This window comes from Flavobacterium bomense (assembly GCF_003970355.1).
On record NZ_RYDJ01000001.1, the window covers coordinates 596793 to 617000 of the forward strand.

A 20208-nucleotide genomic window follows, 5' to 3' on the forward strand; every position below is an offset into this window, starting at 1 on the left:
TGCGTTTTCTTAAAATTTGTAAGATTAAAAAAAATAGAAATGTTTAAAAAAACAATCCCTTTTCTGGTAATAGCACTAACGTCATTGTTGAGTTTTAGTTGCAAAGACGCCGTGATCCCAAAACCATCCGCTTATTTGCGGTTGGATTATCCGCAAGCCAGTTATATGAATTTTGAAAACGAATGTCCTTTTGCTTTTGAAATGAATTCAGAGGCCGTTATCCAGAAAGAGCCCAATTGTGGTTTCACGATTACCTATCCAAAAATGAAAGCGACTATTTATCTCACCTATAAACCAGTCACTAAAAACATTAATGAACTGTTGCGGGATGCACAAAAATTGACTTATGAACACGTGATAAAAGCAGATGATATTCTGGAACAACCGTATTTGAATCCCGATAAGAAAGTGTACGGTATGTTTTATCAGGTAGAAGGAAATGCAGCAACGAATTCCCAGTTTTATGCTACGGACAGTACTAGTCATTTTTTGACGGGATCCGTTTATTTTTATGCGAAACCCAATTATGACTCGATTATGCCAGCGGCAAGTTATATCAAAAATGATATGCAGCGGCTAATGGAAACCTTGAAGTGGAAATAACAACAATAGCCATTTACCGGAATAGTACAAAATAAGCAATACTCTTTTTAGAATAAATAAGGCTTTTAAGTTTAAATTAGCCTGTTAACACTAACTGTACGCTTTTTTTAATGACCTTCAACATCCTTGTGTGGTTCAAAAAAAAACATCCCCGTAAAGAGAATGTTTTGTTGCGATAAAGGTAAAGTTCTATTTAGGACTTCATTTTAGAAACCTTGTATGTTTTGCCATCAGCAGCGGCTTCAACCACTGTTGTCAATTTTTCTGGTGTTTGAACTGTTTTGTCAAAAGTTACAGTGGCCATTTTAGTATCAAAATCTACTGTTGCTTTTTGAACACCATCCTGTGCGGTTAGATCTTCTTGAATCGTTTTGGCGCAGCCTACAGCGCACGTCATTCCTTCTACAGAGAAACTCGCTGTTTGAAGATTAGCAGCTGCAATTTCCTTTTTAACTTTTGGAGCAGTTGTTTCAGCCGTTTCTTTTGAAGCTATGTCTGTTTCTTTTTCTTTGCAACCTACAAATAAAAGACATGTAAGTACCAGTGTTGCGATTGATTTTTTGAAATTCATTATAATGTATATTTTGAAGATTAACTACTTTTTTATGAATTACAAAATTAATTAAAAAAAGAAGGACTAATTCATAAAATAATTACAATTTTGGGCAAAATTATTTTTATGGAATCGAAGCAGTTAAAATGGGTGTATTTGTTGGTTCTTGCCTTGGTTTGGGGAAGTTCCTTTATACTGATAAAAAAAGGATTAATAGGTTTGACAGCGTTACAATTGGGATCGTTGCGAATTATTTTTGCAGCTGTTTTTTTAATATTAATAGGGTTCAAAAGTTTGTCTAAAATCCCAGTATTTAAATGGAAATACATTGCTTTAACATCTTTATTCGGGACATTTATACCCGCTTACTTGTTTGCAATTGCACAGACTGAAATTGATAGTTCCGTGAGTTCTATTTTGAATTCCCTGACCCCTTTGAATACGCTGATTCTTGGCGCTTTGGTTTTTGGACTGCAGTTCAAAAGAAATCAAATTTTTGGAATTCTAATTGGTTTATTAGGAAGCGCCTTGTTGATTTTGAACGGCGCCATGCATCATCCGGAACAAAATTATTATTATGCTATTTTGGTTTTAATAGCTTCGATATGTTACGCAGTCAATGTCAATTTAATCAAAAAATATTTGCATGATTTGAGTCCGCTGAGTATTACTACCGGGAATTTTATGGTATTGTTTTTTCCGGCATTCATTATCTTGTTTTTCTCCGGTTTTTTTGAAGTGGTACATGATGTGAAAGTGCAGGAATCAATTTTGTTTATAATGGTTTTAGGTGTGGTAGGAACTGGAATTGCGAATATTCTGTTCTTTAAATTGATCCAGATGTCATCGCCGGTTTTCGCTACTTCGGTAACGTATTTGATTCCCGTAGTTGCTTTTTGCTGGGGATTATTGGATAATGAAATGCTAACGCCAGTTCAGTTTTTTGGTGCGTTTATTATTTTAATCGGCGTGTATTTGTCGGCTAAGAAGTAGTAGCTGTTCTTGATCAGTTTGTGTTTAGGATCTTATTAAAAATAATAAAGGCTGTCTAAAAATAGACAGCCTTTATTTATTTATTTATTCAAGATTTGATTATAAAAAATCAGCATCTGAAACACCTTCATTGATTTTTACATCAGACATTTTTATGTCTAATTCAAAACCTACATTCTGGATGATGTTAAAAGGAACTTTAACTCCTTTCACTTCTTTGTAATCTCCATAATTTGTAGTTTGAGTGATGCTTTGCCCGCCTTGTTCAACAATTTTAGATTCGGCTAATTTTAAACCGGAAGTTACATCGTAAAACAAGGTTGTTTTTCCGTTTTTGACGGCGTACGCATCTTTCCCATTAATGGATTCAATAGTTTCCAGCGTTAAACCTTGGTTTTTAGCAAGAGACAATTCTTCAAATGGTGTGGCAGCTGCTTTCATATCAGCAAGTGTACTGCCTTCAATATTTTGGCGTTGCCCTTGTTGCATTACGTAAGCTCCTTTTTCATTTACCACTTGTTTCATTAGGCTCATTGTGCCCATCGTTAATTCAACCATCAATTTTCCTTTGGCATCAATTTTTGAGGTGAAGCTTAATGGAGAAGGCGCTTGCGGAATAGTTGTTGTCCCGTTCATTACAATTGTTTTTACAGCCAATGCTGCTTTTTCTCCACCGATAGCTTTGATGTAATTCTCAATGACACTTTTGGCAGTGACTCCTGCTGGAACTGGTTTTTTTAATTCTGGTTTAGCTGTTGCATTTCCGTATTTATCAAAGTAGGAAACTGGTATTTTCAATTTTTCCAGATTAGTAGCTACATCAGCTGCTTTTCCAACAATTACAATTCGGCTGTTGTCCGTTAAAAAATATTTATTTGATACTCTTAAAATGTCATCTGCTGTTACAGCGCTGATATTTTTGATGTAGTTTTCGTAGAAGTCAGCTGGTAAGCTTTGTGTTTGAATTCTCAAAGCATATCCTGCCACGGTTTGTGGCTTTTCAATTTGCATTACAAAACGTCCAATGTATCCTGCTTTTACGCTGGCTAACATTTCATCCGTCACTTTCTCAGTTCTGATTTTTTTGAATTCTTTAAAAATTTCAACAACAGTACTGTCCGTTACGGCATTACGAACTTGCGTAGAAGCACTGAAAGTAGAAATGCGTTTGTCTCCGTAAATGCTTGTTCTTGCACCATAAGTCCATCCGTGCGCTTCTCTTAAGTTCATGTTGATGTAACTGTTAAAGTCGCCACCAAGGATTTGATTGGCCACCAAAACTGCGAAGTAATCTGGATCAGTCATTTTAAGATTTGACATATTTACAACCGCAACTTCTGATTGAACTGCATTTGGCATGTCAATAAAGTTGATTTGTGTAGCGGAAACATCTATTGGATCGCTATAAGAGATCGATGGAGCAGCTGCTTTTTTCCATGAGCCAAAGAATTTCTCTACCATTTTTTTTGTCTCGCTGAATTTTACATCACCCACAATAATTAGGTAAGCGTTGCTTGGCACAAAATATGTTGTGTAGTTTGCTTTTACATCTGCAAGAGTTACGTTTTTCAAGGTAGCTTCGCTAACATATTCGCCTGCAGGATGGTTTTTCCCATAAGTCAAAACATCTACAACTCTTGCTGCTACTGCTGAAACGCTTTTTTCATTGGCTTTCAAACCTTCAATAAGTTTTGCTTTTTCTTTGTCAAATTCCTCTTGGGTGAAGTTTGGGTTTAATGCACCATCAGCCATTAGCTCTAAAACTCTCCCCGAATATTTAGATAAGGAACTTGCTGAAGCGCCATTAGAACTAAAATTGATGTTAGCGCCTAAGAAATCTACTTCTTCATTGAAAGCTGTTTTCGAAATTTTAGTGGTGCCGCTTCCGATTAATGTACTGGTCATGTCGGCAACCCCTTTTTTGTCGCCTTCAGCATACGGATCATTGTCTAAGGTAAGACTGAATGCTACTCTAGGAAGTTTATGGTTTTCGACAACCATAACTTTTAATCCATTTTTTAATTCAAAAGTTAACGGTTTTCCGATTTTTATTGATGGTGCTACACCAGGTTTTGGCTGAGGGATGATTTGTCCTTGCATAATTACGGTTAAGAACAAGCTTGATAAAATTAATATTGATTTTTTCATAATGATGTATCTTAGTTTTGAGCTTTGTCTTTAGATGGAACATAATCCAAAACTAATCTTTGGTTTGGATTTAAATATTTCTTAGCAATATCTCTGATTTCTTCCCGAGTGATAGAATGATAGATTTCAATTTCGGTATTGATTAAGTTTACATCACCGTATAACAAATGATAGGAAGCCAGGTTGTCTGCAATACCGTCAATGGTAGAATTGCTGTTGACATATTGGTTTTCGAATTTGTTTTGTAGTTTTTGTAAGTCTTTTTCTGAAATTAATTCTGTTTGTAATTTTACAATTTCAGAGTCAATTTCGGCAAGAATATTTTCGGTTGTGTTAGGCGCTTGAGGCAAACCGTAAATGATATAGCTGCCGTAGTCTTCTTGGCTGTTACTAAAAGCGCCAATTTGCAAGGCCATCTTTTTGTCATCAACTATTTTTTTGTATAGTCTAGAACTTTTTCCATCGCTTAAGATGGATGAAATCATATCCAGTACTCTTGCGTCTCTGGTTTTCATAGATGGCGTTCTGTAGGCTGCTACAATTGCGGGGATTTGGATATTAGCATCTTGAAATTCTGCTTTTATAGTTTGAGTAATCGGTTCTTCAACAAATGTTTCTCTTTGTATGGGAGCTCCTTTTTTGATCGGTCCAAAATATTTTTGAATCCATTCTTTTGCTTGCTCTTTTTTGAAATCACCAGCGACAATTAAAACAGCATTGTTCGGAATGTAAAATTTCTTGTTGAAAGCTTGGAATTCTTCTAATGTTGCAGCGTCTAAATGGCTCATAGAACCTATAGTTGCCCAACGGTATGGGTGTTTTGTGAAAATATTCTTTTTTACTTCCGCCAAAAAATTTCCGTAAGGCTGATTGTCAACGCGCAATCTCTTTTCTTCTTTCACCACTTCGTTTTGAGTATCAACACCAATTTGATTGATCACTGGGTGCAGCATTCTTTCTGCTTCCATCCATAAACCTAATTCTAAGTTGTTAGATGGGAAAACCTCGTAATAATAGGTTCGGTCATCCGTTGTGTTGGCATTATTTACACCACCGTTTCCAGTTACAATCTTAAACCACTCACCGCGTTTGATGTTTTCGGTTCCTTCAAACAATAAATGTTCAAAAAAGTGAGCAAAACCAGTTCTTTCCGGATTTTCATCTTTAGCGCCTACATGGTACATTACTGAGGTAATAACAGTAGGGGCAGAAGGATCGTTGTGCAAAATCACATGCAGTCCATTGTCTAATTTGTATTCTTCAAAAGCTACTTTCTGAGCAGAAGCTACTCCTCCTAGCATAAACAAAGCACCTAAAGCCATTAATGAATTTTTCATAAGGTTAATAATTTTGTTAATATGCATAATTAGTAGTGGTTTTTAATTTTTGTTACATAAAAAGCGTTTCACTGTGAGAAATTTAACACTAGTTAAGCGTTTTATTTTGTAAAATTATTTCAAAAGTCTATTTAATAAGTAATTATGATGTATTGGGTATTTTTTTTCTTCAACAAATTGCGAGGTAATTATTTAATTGTATATTTGCAACCTTAAAAATTTATAAAACAATTTGTTATGTATGCAATCGTAGAGATAGCAGGGCAACAGTTTAAAGTTAGCAAAGACCTAAAGGTTTACGTTCACCGTTTAGCAAATGAAGAAGGAACTCAAGTTTCTTTCGACAAAGTTTATTTGTTAGATGATAACGGTACAATCACAATAGGCGCCCCAGCTATAGAAGGTGCTTCAGTAGAAGCCAAAGTGTTACAACACTTAAAAGGAGATAAAGTTATCATTTTCAAAAAGAAAAGAAGAAAAGGATACAAAAAGAGAAACGGACACCGTCAGTATCTTACTCAAATTGTAATCGAAGGTATTACTGCAGCAGGTGCTAAAAAAGCGGCTCCTAAAAAAGCAGCAGTTGAAGCAACTACAGAAGAAGTTGAAGCTCCTAAGAAAAAGGTAGCTAAAGCTAAAAAAGAAGATACTCAAGAATAATAACAAAATAAAACTAATACGTCATGGCTCACAAGAAAGGTGTCGGTAGTTCTAAGAATGGTAGAGAATCAGAATCAAAACGTTTAGGTGTTAAGATTTTTGGTGGTCAAGCTGCTATTGCTGGGAACATCATCGTAAGACAAAGAGGTTCAAAACATAATCCAGGTGCAAATGTTTACATCAGTAAAGATCACACCCTACACGCAAGAGTAGATGGAGTTGTTTTTTTCCAAAAGAAAAGAGATAACAAATCTTATGTATCTATACTTCCATTTGAAGTTGAAGCATAATTGATTTTCTCAATTATTAAAAAACCCGTTTCGAAAGAAATGGGTTTTTTTTTGACCTTAGCCAAGCGCCTCCGGAATCTTCAAAGGAAAAGAAGGCAGAGTCAAAATTGATGGTTTGCCTGATTTGTAAATTATATTTGATTTTATCAGGGTATAAGTATTGATTATATTCGTAGTTTTTTACTGATGGTCTAGGGAGTTTAATAAACTAAATTTCGGTTCAAATAAAATGCCGTATACTGTTTTGGAAGGGATATTTTGTAATTAGAAACTGTTGTGATTCTTTTATAGGTTTTACAAATCAGAACTGTTTTTAGAAAATCATCTTCTAATTAAAATATAAATTTTCACTTGTATAGGTGATTACTGCTTGTCTGTAATTTTTTTGGACACTCAAAGACACTGTAGTGTTTTTTTTCTTTCAAATTTTCCCTCTCCATTATATTCTTTATAAACGCATCTCTTTTTTTGATATAATTTCACTAATTCAGAAGGTTATTTCTAGTTTTAAACGGTATCTGATTTTATATGGCAACATAAAGATTAGATTCATTACTCTCTAATAGTTTAAATCTATAGGATTTTTTTTTAATTAATAAATTGAAATTAATTTTTAAATAATTTATTGTTTTAATATTGATTAGAAATTAAGTTTATTTTTTTTAACCTTTTTTTTTGATAAAAAATTAATTAATTAATTCTTTTTTGGATTAAAATATAATAATTATGTTTTTTAAAGTCAAAATTTTGATTAAAATTTATTTTAATCAATTTTAATCAAATATTTTTTTTGGAATAATAGTTTACGAGAATGTTGGTTTTACGAGTCAAAACAGCGTACCGGGATATAGTTAATATGATTCTGTTTAATCAGATTAGACATTAAAAATGATCTTGTCTAAGTGGTTTATTGATTGTTCGTTTGAATTAATGATTTTAAAGACTATAAATACTATTAATTAATAAATATTAGCGCTAATGAAATAAAGTATCAAATTACACAGCATTAAACAATAAGGACAAACTCAATTAGTACACCAAATTTTACAGCACAACTATGAATAAACTATTACTCACATCTAGTTTTTTGTTTTTTACCTTTTTAATTTTCGCTCAAAAAAGTAAAACTCAAAATAATGAAAAATATTTGCAATCAAATACAAATATCCAGGAATTTAAATTTAATAAAAGTCGCCAGAGTCCTTCTTTACTAAAAATTAAACCGGACTATAATTTAAATTTAGCTGGTGTTCCTGCTTTTTTAGTGGAAGTACTGCAATTAGATAAAAATTCATTTGAATTTAAAGAAATTCACACCAATACTACCAAAGGAAATTTTAATATCGTTACTTTTTCTGCCTTCTATAATGGGGTGAAAGTGGAGCATGCACGATATAATATTGTTCTTAAAAAAGATAAAGTAACTGCAATTACACTAGAGCATTATGTTATGGGTGCTAATGTTTCTAAGACAAAGTCATTGTCCCAAGACCAAGCATTAGAAAAGGCAAAGCAACATGTTGGTGCTGAGAATTATGTTTGGGAAGATATTTCAAAAAGTTTAAAAGTTACGGTGAATCAGAAAGAGATACAACAATTACAAAAATCATATAATGAATATTTGCCTAAAGGCGAATTAGTATATGTTGATAATTATAAGACAAAAGAGGTTGACTTAACGCTTGCATACAAATTCAATATATACGCATCAAAACCATTATCAAGAAACAATGTTTTTGTTGATGCTGCCAATGGCCAGATTTTATTAACGGATGCAATTATTAAACATGCAGATGAAATTAATAAAAACATCGAAAAGAATAAAATAAACACCACTAATTCAGCAGCAATTTTAGCCTCAGTTGAAGGGAACGGAGCTACAAGATATGCTGGAAACAGAAAATTTCAGACTACATTAGATGCAGTCAATAATCGCTATTCATTATTCGGGACTATTCCGGTCCTTGTGAATGGATTGCCGGTTGTTATAGAAAACGAAACGCGTTCTTATAATGGAGTAGGTGGAGCGCCTATTGGTGTGCCTAATATTCCATCGTATTCTATTTATGATGGTGATGCTCCATCAGGACAATTAAAAGTTGAAATTGGAGACAACAACTGGACCGCAGATGAACACTGGAGAAGTCGTTTCACTACTCTAAAATACCCTGTTGACAATGAAACAAAAAATGATGATATTGCTTTAGATGCGCATTGGGGAGCTGAAATAGTAATTAAATATTGGGGAGCTATTCATAATCGAAGTAGTTATGATAATCGTGGTACCAAAGTTATTAATTATGTACATTATGGTGATGCGTATGACAATGCTTTCTGGAATGGTACTGCAATGACCTACGGAGATGGAAGTTATCAAGGCGGTACAAAGCCTAATGGTTCTTTTGGACCTTTAACATCCATGGATGTTTGTGGGCATGAAATAGGACATGGTGTCTGCTCTAATACATCTGATTTAGTTTACGCCAGAGAATCCGGTGCAATGAATGAAGGTTTTTCGGATATCTGGGCAGCATCTGTAGAAAATTATGTGTTGACTACAATTGATAGTTCGTTGCCTTACGATCCATGGGGAATTGGAGAACAAATTGATGAACGTGATGGTGGGTTAGCTCCGGGCGCAGCTGGATCTACTGCTTTGCGTTGGATGGATGATCCAAAAGCAAATACAGATCCCGACAGTTATGGAGGTAAATTTTGGTCTGACCCACAATGTGTACAACCTAGTTTAGCGAATGACCAATGCGGAGTCCATAGTAATAGTGGAGTTCTAAATAAATGGTATTATTTATTAGTAGAAGGTTCTGGAAAGAGTTTTACTCGTGGGAAAGCTAAAGCGGCTGCAGATGATCAAATAAATGATGCTTTGAAGGTCTACAGTGTCAAAGGTTTAGGTTTTCTTATTGCTGAACAGATTACTTTTAAGGCCGAAGTGCTACTTACTCCAAACGCTACTTTTCAAGAGATGAGAGATGCAAGTATACTTGTTGCAGGACAAGAATATGGAACGTTTTCTAATGAAGTGAAACAAGTAACGAATGCCTGGTATGCGGTTAATGTAGGGAATGAATTTATTGCGCCTGATCCAAACCAACTTTTCTTTGAATCGGCTAATGTTTCTGTAGTCAACGAACAGACAGCAACACAAGGGTGTGCTGTTTTTAATACAATAGAGGTTAAGGTCACTGGGGTAAACATCACTTCTCCTCAAACCATTAATTTAGACTTCTCAGGTTCTACAGCAACTATTAATAAAGACTTTACTACATCAGCAACTAGTTTGTCTTTTGATAAAGATGGGACTAAAACAATTTTACTCAACATTTTTAATGATGGTATAGTTGAAGGTGTAGAAAATATTATAATCAAGTTTAATGTAAATACTCCTGTAGCGCAATCTAGAATTCAAAACATCACAATTGTTGATAATGATTATGTACCAGCTATTGGTATAGGTACGGTAGAGATTTTTAAAGAAACTTTTACTACTTCAAATATTCCATCTGGTTGGGAAACTAAAAGTGTAATAGGATTGGATCCCAATGTTTGGCTTTTTAATGGGCCAAATACTTTAGGAAAAGCATACGTTTCAAATCGCACTGCATCTCAAGGCGCCACTTATGATTCAACCCAAAACGGAAATCTACTTCTCATAAGCAAATTGATTGATACAAAAGGGATGAGCGATGTTACTGTAGCTTTTGACTGGCAAGCAGGAGGAGAAACGGACCAAGTAGATAATACTGCGTTGTTTGATTATGGTGAATTTGTATACTCTTTAGATGGCGCTAATTATAATTCTTTAGCCTTTTTTGCAGGTACAGCATCAGGAGCTGTTATGTCTTCAGGTAAGTATAATAAAGCGACACCGGCATTAAATAATACACAATTTCATTTAGCTTGGAGATGGTATAATGATGCTTTACTAGGTACTGCTTTTAGTTTTACTTTAGACAACGTAGTAGTAAGCGGAACACCAGCTTCAGTAGAATCTGATTTGATGCAATTTGATAGTGAAACCGTGAAAATTGGAAATCAAGTATACTTTTTGAGCGATCAAGATGGAGATGTCATTGGTTTGATAGAAAATGCGACTAAGGATCTGGGTTGTGTTACGCTAACTATTAGTGAGTCAGGTAGTAAATCTAACTTTACTAATATAGCAGGATCTCATTCAGGGAAAGTTATCAAAGTAGAAGCAGATGGATTGAATGCACCAACAGCTTCCTATGACTTAACACTATTCTTTACAGATGCTGAAACAAGTGAGTTTTCAGACCCTAGCGGGTTAAGAGTTATAAAAGTAAATAGCAACTCTATCAATGATGCTAAAAATTACCCTAAGAATTTTCAAATAAACGGAGGGTTAGGTGCTGCATATTCTGCGGAGCAATATCGTACTTATAAAGGAAATCATACCGGATCTGGAACTTTTGCTTTGGTAACACAAGCGACTTTATCTACGCAAAAAATTAATGGGGAAGAATTTAAAATATACCCAACTGTATTGTCGGCTGATAAAGTAATTACAATTTCCAGTGCAAGAACGCCAATTGATCGAGTTGACATTTATACCCTAAATGGAGGTTTAATAAGCGCTTTGCAATTAGAAAGTAGTAATGAAGCTAAAATACCTGTTAGTAAATTATCCAGCGGAATGTATTTTCTTGTTATAAATGGTAATAAATCAGATACATTTAAGTTTCTGATGCAATAAATAATTGATTCAAAATCCCCCATCGTAGAAATGCAATGGGGGATTTATTTTTTACCTAAATTTAAAGATAATGAATACTAAAAATAATTTTCTTTTACCCCTACTGTTTTGTTTTTCCTTAAGCATATCATGGGGGCAGAATAAAAGTGATTGGACCGCTTTATCCGAAAACAGTCGGCTCAAAATTAATAATATTAGTTTTGATAAAGAAAAAATGCCTACAAAATTCAAACTTTATACTGTTGGTATAGCCTCTGTTAAAAATAAACTACAGAATACTCCTAAAAGAGGTGTGTTTTTTGGGACTTCTCAAAATATAATCAATGTGCCTAATGAAGACGGTTCTGTTGAAAACTACCAAGTTTTAGATGCCCAAATTTTGCATCCGGATTTGGCTGCAAAATTACCAAATATTAAAAGTTATGTTGGTAGTTCATTAGTACATCCTGGTAAATATATTCGGTTTAGTTTATCGCAAGCCGGATTTCATGCTCAGGTTTTTGAAGCTGGAAAATCAACTTATTTTATAGATCCCTATACAAGTGATAAGTCAGTATATATTGCTTACAACAGAGATGATCTAGTCAATAATTCATCTGATGTTTTTACTTGCGAGACTGATAATTCACTTTCTAAAAAAACTGGAAATACGCAAATAAATAAAACGATAGGTGCTACTGATGATAGTAAAATTCGGTTGTATGAATTAGCAATGTCGTGTACAGGAGAGTATGGTGCCTTGTTTATTGGTAATGCTACTACCGATTTTGAAAAAAAATCAAATATCATGGCGCAAATGGTTGTCACAATGACACGAGTAAATGGTATTTATGAGAAAGAATTAGGTATCACATATCAGTTTGTACCTAAGAATTTTGATGTAATGTATTATGATGGAACTACTGACCCTTGGGGTACAGAATATAATAAGCAAACTCAATTGACCATAGATGCTAATATTGGAGACGCAAACTACGACATAGGGCATAATTTTAATACAGCTGGCGGCGGTAATGCAGGTTGTATTGGTTGTGTTTGTAATTCCGGAAATAAAGGAAGCGGTATGACTGGTAGATCAAATCCTACTGGAGACTCTTTTGATGTTGATTATGTAGCACATGAAATTGGACATCAAATGGGAGGGTATCATACCCACAATGGGACAACTACCTGTTTGAAAAGTGGAAATAATACCGAAGTGGAACCCGGAAGCGGATCGTCAATAATGGGGTATGCCGGAATTTGTACGGGGCAAAATGTACAGGAAAATTCGGATGATTATTTTAATTATGTAAACATACGAGACATAAGTGCTAACATTCAAGGGGGTGTGAGTTCTGCCTGTTTTGATGAAATCAAGGTTAGCAACTTACCGCCAAAAGCCAATGCGGGAGCTAATTATAGCATTCCTGTAGGTACCGCATTTCAGTTGTCAGGAACAGGTTCTGATCCTGACTCAGGAGATCTTCTTACTTATACGTGGGAACAAAATGACAATGAAGAGATGCAAAGTCCTGTTCAGCCTGTCCCAACGGCTATTCAAGGTCCTATGTTTAGAACCCGAAGAGGAACCACAAAACCTAATAGGTATTTCCCCCAATTAACTGATATTTTAAGTAATAATCTGATGCCTACTTGGGAGGTAATTTCCCAAGTTCAACGGAGTTTTGAGTTTGCTTTTACGGTTAGGGATAATGTTGTTTATGGCGGACAAACGGCAGCTGATTTGATGACGTTAAATACAATCCAAACGGCAGGACCCTTTAAAGTTTCAAGTCAAAACTCAAACACGACTTGGATACAAGGTGAAACTCAACTGATAACTTGGGATGTTGCGAATACCAATTTACTTCCGGTAAACTGTTTGTTTGTAAATGTTTTATTTTCGGCTTTAGGGGATTTTACCGATACTATTATATTAGCGGATAAGGCTTTAAATAGTGGTTCTAAAAGCATCATTGTACCCTCTTCTTTAACGGAATCAGGGCGTTTAATGATAAAAGCGGCTGACAATGTTTTCTTAGATGTAAATGACGCAACTATAATAATTAAGCAAGTTACAACTCCAACATTCTTTTTGACAGCGCTTGAAGTCTCAAAAATCCAATGTGCTAATGATAATAAATCAACTTTTAGTTTTGATTATATTCCTTCTGCGGGTTTTACGGGGGTAGTGAGATTTGCTGCGACAGGTTTACCATCTGGTTCCACAGCTAGCTTTACACCAACAACAGCAAGTACCTCAAAAGAAACAATACTAATGACCGTTAGCGGATTTTCTAATTCAAACCCTAAGGATTATTCTATCACTTTCGCGGGTACTTCTCCGTCAGAAACCAAAACTCAAGTTGTTGTATTAACGCTAAAGGGAGGTGTTTTTTCGGAGCCTGTGCTGAGTAGTCCAGCTAATACAAGTGTGAAACAATCAACTTATCCATCCTATATCTGGTCTAAAGATGGGAATAACAGTGCTGAATTTTTTGATGTGGAAGTTGCTTCTGATTCAAATTTTCAATCTATAGTAGAAACCGCAACTGTCTCAAAAAATGGATATAATCAAAATAAAGGGTTAAGCGAAAATACGTTATATTATTGGAGAGTTAGGCCTAAAAACGAATGTGCAAACGGTGTTTTTAGTAGGCCAAGTAGCTTTACAACTGGTTCAAACAAGTGTTTTAGTAGGACTAACACTAATCCTTCTGTAATAGTATCAACCTTAACGACAACAAGCACAATAAATATAGCAACTGATATCCCAATTTCAGATATTAATGTTTCGATGAAAATTACCCATAGTTATATAGGAGATATAGTTGCGGTACTGACAAGTCCATCAGGGACCAATGTTTCACTCATAGCTAGTAAGTGTGATTCTAATCCAGATTTGAATGCTACTTTTGATGATCAAGGGTTGGCTGTAATAAACTGTTCTTTAACAAGTCCAGCAATCTCTGGTGTTTTAAAGCCGGCGCAACCGCTTTCTGCTTTTAATGGAGAAAGTGCTAAAGGCGAATGGAGACTTAATATAACGGATACAGGATTAGGGGATGATGGTATACTGACATCATGGGCAATAGCGTATTGTGGAGTAGAAAGCTTAAGCCTTAGCGCTAAAAATTTTGATACTTCCCTAATTCAGGTCTATCCAAATCCTGCAAAAAACAGCATTACGGTTCAATTTGAAAAAACACAGCACTTAGATGTTGCAGTATTTGATTTGTTAGGAAGACAGATTTTAAGTACAGTACTAAAGTCTTCTAGTAATACAATAGATGTTTCTTCTCTTTCGTCTGGAACGTATATCATGCAGCTAATTGATGATGAGAATAATAAAACCAGTAAAAAAATTATTATTGAATAATTTCAAAATGTGATAAAAGCGTTATGCTGAAGCATTATTGATTTTCTCAATTATTATAAATAAGTCGAAAGTTTAAAAGTCGTAAAGTCAAAAGAATTAACTTTAAGTAAAGCAGCTTTAAATCAGATTGTTATGTAATTTTATCTTGATTTTAAAATACGACATTATACCATGGTTATTACTTAGTACCCATTTCAATTATTATTGGAATGGGTATTTTGTTTTAATTTAAAATTAGAACAAATAGTGAACTGTTTGGTGGTAAATATTAAAAACAACTTAGTGTTGATTTATTCTAAGGTTCTGCATAAAATATAGAGATTCAACACAAAGTAAAAAAACGCGGGTAAAGAAACCAATAAAGAATCTTTCATCTTTATTCTTACCCCTGTACCAAGAAGCATAAGCAAAGCTAGGCCTCCGGAAGCAAGAACTAAAACAGTATGATTTTGAAGCCCAATAAATAAACCGATAGCCCCTGCCAATTCTAAAACAGCAATTAATGGTCCAAATTTTTCAAGTCCAAAGCGTTTAAATTCATTTTTCATATTCGACGAGGCAAAATACGCCATTCCATAGATAAGAAAGGAGGTTGCCGAAAATAAAATAAGTAAATGCAATAAATTCATGTTTTGATTATTTGGAAGCGCATAATGCAACAAAAAGAGATAATGCTAAAAGGAATAAAGAAGGAAGGTGTTTAGACCATGGGTTTTTTGCTTTAAAATGAAAAAATTGTGCGCTTATCATTAGAAAGGCCATTATAAGTGCCGGTATAAATACTAATTCAGGATACCAAATTCCTGTTATTAACAAGGTTGATAAGGCTATTTTTGTGGCTCCAACAACATTTCTTGTCAAATCCGATATGCCGTATTGTTTAAATTCGTTAACAATGTTATCAAACCTAAAAATCCATACGTAACCTACGGACACTGCGATTACAAGCTGAGCGATAATAGAATAAGTATTCATGGTTTTATAATTAAAGGGTTTTATCTTTTGTTGTGATATACAAATTAATTAGCAGCTGTATGTCTCTTAGAATTTATGTTATTCAAAGATACCATAAACTTATATTATTATAAGGACTACCGAATTGATTTATTTGTAAATCGAGAGGTTTCTTTATTATTCTATCGGATTAGCTCTCAATTTGAAACTAAAACAGGTTGGTTTTTTTGGGTCAAAAATGCATCAGAATTTATCAGGCGTTTTGCGTTGCATATTTTGCCTTAACGGTTTGTCAAAATCCGGCATTACGATTTTTTGAGTAGCACTTGTAAGCCCTAGCTGTTAGCGGCAGTTGTTATTTTTAGTTAATGTATAATTTAGCAATTTCTTCTATAAAAGCTTGAGGATGAGAACCCATTAAATTTGTCAAAATTACTATTGAAACATTTTTATTAGGATAAATAAATAATGCATTTCTTGCACCACCCATTGAAGCAATTATTGGATTTTCAGCTCTTGAACTTAATGAAAAACCAATTGAAGTTCTGTCGAGCAAACCATTCTCTTCATATGGTTTTCCGTTTTCTAATTCAATAGGTTTTAAAAGAATTTTAAGATTTTCAGCATTAATTAATTGATTAGTTTGTAATGCAATTACCCATTGTGCCATTTCGGTTGCTGTTGCATATATCCCACCTGCAGGCAATAAATTTGAAGGCATTGGTTGATAAACATTAGTTAGAACATTATTTCTAAAATAAGTATATGGTCTTGATGAGTTATTAATAATGTTATAAAAATCCCCAATTCCTGCCTTCATGGCGTTTTTCATTCCTGCTTTTTTGAATTGGTTTTCCATAATAAATTTTTCAAACGACTGTCCACTAATTTTTTCTATAAGCATTCCTAGAAGCATGTAATTTGCCAAGCCTTCTCTCACATGTTTTCCAGGTTCAAAAGCAAGGGGTAGCTTTTTGACGTTTTCGAACAAAATATTACCATCCTCGGAAAGCATATTGCCTTGTGAATCCCAAACATCAGGAAGTCCCGATTTATGGGTTGCAAGCTGTTCTACGGTAATTTTTTGCCAAGTTTGGGGTAATTTATCTAAATAATTTGAAATAGGTTCTTCTAGATTTAATTTTCCGTTTTCTACTAATTGCATGATTGCAACTCCTGTGAATGCTTTGGTAATAGAATTAATGCTAAAAACGGTTTGACTATTTACAGCAATTGAATCTTGAATATTGGCGAATCCATAATGACTTGTTTTTACAATAACATTTTCTTTAATAACCGATAATTGTAAACCGACAATTTTATTTTTTTGAATAAGTTCTTTTATTGCAAGATCGACTTTGTCTTCTTGTGAATAAATATTATTAAAAACCGTTAAAAGAGCGATTAAAAGCAATGTTTTTTTCATGTTTTCTTTTGTTTGATTTTACGGTTATAGTGGGTGCGATTCCCGCTAACGTCAGTTCGTCTAAAAACCTCCAAGGGAACTGTATTTTGTTAATCATTGAGTAAATATATGTTATTTAAACTACAATTAAAATTCGTTCTGGCAAAAGTCGCTGATGATTATTAAAATAAAACAGTCCGTATAAAGGGTTAAAATTGCTCTTAACATCACAAAATACAACGCCAGTATTCTTAGATACTGTTTTAGTAGATTGTGATCAATCAGGTTGAAGATTCGGCGCAGGTTGTAGGCTGTAAAAATCAATCCAACATCAGCTGCGGCGCGTTTTATGGTTTTCGTTGCCATGATATAATAAAAATCCCATTGCCGCTTTATTACTCTCTTGCAAAGAGCGGGACAGGCTGCCGGATGTTTGACGACGGCTTGTCGTCTGCGGTATATTTTATAATTATTTTGGATTCTGACTTTATTTTGATAAATAAAATCGGCATATTGGAAGCGTTCAATGAGACTGCCTTTGGCATTTTTGGTGCATTTTTTAAAAGTTCACAACTCAGACAAGCACTAGATTTATAATGCTTCATCTGGCTTATTGACGTGCCGTTCTTTTTGGCGTACCAATTTCCATTGGTCGTTGGGGTTTCATTAGCAGGGCACGTATAAGTATCCGACCCGTAGTTTTTGCGAAGGGTCACGGCCAAAAACAAAAAACCCTTGCTCCTGAAACTTCGGGACTGCAAGGGTTTGTATTATAATAGTGAGAATTGCTTCGTTTCCTCGCAATGACTCGACTAGTATCTGTAATATTCTGGTTTGAACGGGCCTTCAACTGGAACGCCAATGTAATCCGCTTGATCAGTACGTAACGTCTCTAATTCAACACCCAATTTAGCTAAGTGTAACATGGCTACTTTCTCATCAAGATGTTTTGGTAACATGTACACATCATTGTTGTATGCCGCACTGTTTTTCCATAATTCGATTTGAGCCAGTGTTTGGTTAGTAAAGGAGTTACTCATTACAAAACTTGGGTGACCTGTAGCACAACCAAGGTTTACCAAACGGCCTTCAGCCAATACAATAATATCATTTCCAGCAATAGTGTATTTATCAACTTGAGGTTTGATTTCGATTTTTGATGCACCGTGGTTAGTGTTCAACCAAGCCATATCAATTTCGTTGTCAAAATGTCCAATATTACAAACGATAGTTTTGTCTTTCATTTTCTCAAAATGAGAACCCAAAACAATATCTTTATTTCCAGTAGTGGTAATGATAATATCAGCAGTTGCAATAACTGTATCTAATTTTTTTACTTCAAAACCGTCCATCGCTGCTTGAAGCGCACAAATTGGGTCAATTTCAGTAACCGTAACAATAGAACCAGCACCTCTAAAAGAAGCTGCTGTCCCTTTACCTACGTCACCGTATCCACAAACGATTACTCTTTTTGCAGCAAGCATCAAGTCAGTTGCACGACGAACTGCATCAACTGCTGATTCTTTACAACCGTATTTGTTGTCAAATTTCGATTTAGTAACCGAGTCATTCACGTTGATTGCCGGCATTGGCAATGTTCCTGCTTTTACTCTTTCGTATAATCTGTGTACTCCAGTGGTAGTTTCTTCGGATAATCCTTTGATTCCTGCAACTAATTCCGGGTAACGGTCTATAACCATATTGGTCAAATCCCCACCGTCATCAAGAATCATGTTCAATGGTTTTCTGTCTTCACCAAAAAATAATGTTTGCTCAATACACCAGTCAAAATCAGGTTCGTTCAACCCTTTCCAAGCATATACCTGAATTCCAGCAGCAGCAATCGCTGCAGCAGCCTGATCTTGTGTAGAGAAAATGTTACAAGAACTCCAAGTAACTTCAGCACCAAGAGCGATCAACGTTTCAATCAAAACTGCAGTCTGGATTGTCATGTGCAAGCATCCCGCAATACGAGCACCAGCAAGTGGTTGTTCGTTTTTGTATTCCGCACGAAGCGCCATTAAACCTGGCATTTCAGCTTCTGCTAATTCAATTTCTTTTCTTCCCCAAGCCGCCAGGGAAATGTCTTTTACTTTGAAAGCCACAAAAGGCATAGTTGTAGTACTCATTTATAGTATATTTGTAATTACTTCGTCCGTTCGCCTTTCAGGCTCGGGTGAAAATTTTTTGCAAATTTACGCAATAACTTTAGAATTTTACGGTTTTCCAGAAGATTTATGAATTGTTTAATTCGCTAATCTTTTGAACATTAACTAAATAATTTCTTTAAGCTGAACTTGTTTCAGTTTCTGGAGCTATTTCCCGTTATTCGCTATATCTTTTTACACGCAAAAAAGCGTGAAAAAAGGATATCACTGCTACCGGGGCTAAAAATCAAGATCACAACACGATGCCACTTTATAAAATCATACGTCCTAATGCCGCCACCCAAATTTTAATTTGGAAAATAACGGAACCTTTCTCCGAATTAAACCAACAGATTGTTCTTAATGTAAACAATCAAAATCGACTGGACGGAATGAAATCCGAAATGCACCAACGCGCCTTCCTGAGCGTTCGTAAGGCATTGCAACAAGCCGGATATACTGATTTTGATTTGTATTATGACACCTTCGGAAAGCCCCATTTACACGATGGAAAGCACATTTCCATCACACATTCTCATGAGTTTTCGGCCATTATAATCAGTACTGAAACCGTGGGAATCGACATTGAATTGCAACGAAATAAAATCATCAAAATAGCACATAAATTTTGTGATAGCGAGTTTCAATTCTTGGATATGGACAGTGAAGAATATATCCGAAAATTAACGGTTATTTGGGGTGCCAAAGAGGCTATTTTCAAAATTAGAAACGAAAAAGGAATCAGTTTCAAAGACCATATAAACGTTCATTCATTTGAATTAAATACTAAACAAAATAAAGCTAAACTTCATTTTAATAATGTATTGAAGGATTTCAATATTCATTTTGAAGAAATACAAGATTTTACGTTAGTCTATGCTTTCGAAAAATAGTACACAGTATTTCATCGCGCAGTTTGTCATTGCTTTGCCCGTACTGGTTAAGCAATGAAAAGACAATTAATAAGCAACAATATAAAGTATCAGAAATCCGTTTAAATCCACAAAATCCGCGTTATCTGC

The 20208-nt window shown here is 34.7% G+C and carries 15 protein-coding genes; 8 read left to right on the forward strand and 7 right to left on the reverse strand.

What is annotated here, in order from left to right; genetic code table 11:
- Positions 1–39 precede the first annotated feature (39 nt).
- Positions 40–603: a gliding motility lipoprotein GldD gene (gene gldD, locus EKL98_RS02590; protein WP_126455137.1), complete on the forward strand. Its 564-nt coding sequence runs from the start codon at positions 40–42 to the stop codon at positions 601–603.
- 193 nt (positions 604–796) lie between these two features.
- Here the strand turns inward: gldD and EKL98_RS02595 are convergent, their stop codons facing one another.
- Positions 797–1174: a heavy-metal-associated domain-containing protein gene (locus tag EKL98_RS02595; protein WP_126553949.1), complete on the reverse strand. Its 378-nt coding sequence runs from the start codon at positions 1172–1174 to the stop codon at positions 797–799.
- 108 nt (positions 1175–1282) lie between these two features.
- Here EKL98_RS02595 and EKL98_RS02600 point away from each other — a divergent pair, with 108 nt between their 5' ends.
- Positions 1283–2149: a DMT family transporter gene (locus EKL98_RS02600; RefSeq protein ID WP_126553947.1), complete on the forward strand. Its 867-nt coding sequence runs from the start codon at positions 1283–1285 to the stop codon at positions 2147–2149.
- Between the two features lie 99 nt (positions 2150–2248).
- Here the strand turns inward: EKL98_RS02600 and EKL98_RS02605 are convergent, their stop codons facing one another.
- The gene (locus EKL98_RS02605; protein ID WP_233584088.1) at positions 2249–4297 is read right to left on the reverse strand and encodes an insulinase family protein; all 2049 of its coding nucleotides are present in this window, start codon (positions 4295–4297) and stop codon (positions 2249–2251) included.
- An 11-nt stretch (positions 4298–4308) separates the two neighbouring features.
- Positions 4309–5634: a M16 family metallopeptidase gene (locus EKL98_RS02610; RefSeq protein WP_126457567.1), complete on the reverse strand. Its 1326-nt coding sequence runs from the start codon at positions 5632–5634 to the stop codon at positions 4309–4311.
- Positions 5635–5871: 237 nt separating this feature from the next.
- Here EKL98_RS02610 and rplU point away from each other — a divergent pair, with 237 nt between their 5' ends.
- The 4 genes from rplU (at position 5872) to EKL98_RS02630 (ending at position 14680) form a co-directional block, all read left to right on the forward strand.
- The gene (gene rplU / locus EKL98_RS02615) at positions 5872–6294 is read left to right on the forward strand and encodes a 50S ribosomal protein L21 (protein ID WP_126455145.1); all 423 of its coding nucleotides are present in this window, start codon (positions 5872–5874) and stop codon (positions 6292–6294) included.
- 23 nt (positions 6295–6317) lie between these two features.
- On the forward strand, positions 6318–6584 hold the full coding sequence (gene rpmA, locus EKL98_RS02620) for a 50S ribosomal protein L27 (RefSeq protein ID WP_086453627.1): 267 nt from the start codon (positions 6318–6320) through the stop codon (positions 6582–6584).
- A 1147-nt stretch (positions 6585–7731) separates the two neighbouring features.
- Positions 7732–11319: a M4 family metallopeptidase gene (locus EKL98_RS02625; protein ID WP_158618318.1), complete on the forward strand. Its 3588-nt coding sequence runs from the start codon at positions 7732–7734 to the stop codon at positions 11317–11319.
- A 70-nt stretch (positions 11320–11389) separates the two neighbouring features.
- Positions 11390–14680 carry a reprolysin-like metallopeptidase gene (locus tag EKL98_RS02630; RefSeq protein ID WP_126561468.1) on the forward strand — a complete coding sequence of 1097 codons (3291 nt, stop codon included), beginning with the start codon at positions 11390–11392 and terminating at the stop codon, positions 14678–14680.
- 290 nt (positions 14681–14970) lie between these two features.
- Here the strand turns inward: EKL98_RS02630 and EKL98_RS02635 are convergent, their stop codons facing one another.
- From EKL98_RS02635 to EKL98_RS02645, 3 genes are all read right to left on the reverse strand, one after another.
- Positions 14971–15309, reverse strand: coding sequence for a DoxX family protein (locus tag EKL98_RS02635; protein WP_126561469.1), 339 nt, complete (start codon positions 15307–15309; stop codon positions 14971–14973).
- 7 nt (positions 15310–15316) lie between these two features.
- Positions 15317–15655 (reverse strand): DoxX family protein, encoded by a 339-nt coding sequence (locus EKL98_RS02640; protein ID WP_126553940.1) that lies wholly within the window; start codon positions 15653–15655, stop codon positions 15317–15319.
- A gap of 340 nt (positions 15656–15995) precedes the next feature.
- A complete protein-coding gene (locus EKL98_RS02645) occupies positions 15996–17060 on the reverse strand; it encodes a serine hydrolase domain-containing protein (RefSeq protein ID WP_126561470.1) in 1065 nt (354 codons plus the stop codon).
- Positions 17061–17312: 252 nt separating this feature from the next.
- Here EKL98_RS02645 and EKL98_RS02650 point away from each other — a divergent pair, with 252 nt between their 5' ends.
- On the forward strand, positions 17313–17636 hold the full coding sequence (locus EKL98_RS02650) for a hypothetical protein (RefSeq protein WP_126561471.1): 324 nt from the start codon (positions 17313–17315) through the stop codon (positions 17634–17636).
- A gap of 215 nt (positions 17637–17851) precedes the next feature.
- On the opposite strand, the gene ahcY is transcribed toward EKL98_RS02650, so the two are convergent.
- The gene (gene ahcY, locus EKL98_RS02655; RefSeq protein ID WP_126457562.1) at positions 17852–19168 is read right to left on the reverse strand and encodes an adenosylhomocysteinase; all 1317 of its coding nucleotides are present in this window, start codon (positions 19166–19168) and stop codon (positions 17852–17854) included.
- A 281-nt stretch (positions 19169–19449) separates the two neighbouring features.
- On the opposite strand from ahcY, the gene EKL98_RS02660 reads away from it, so the two are divergent.
- A complete protein-coding gene (locus tag EKL98_RS02660) occupies positions 19450–20079 on the forward strand; it encodes a 4'-phosphopantetheinyl transferase family protein (protein ID WP_126516305.1) in 630 nt (209 codons plus the stop codon).
- Positions 20080–20208: the final 129 nt, after the last annotated feature.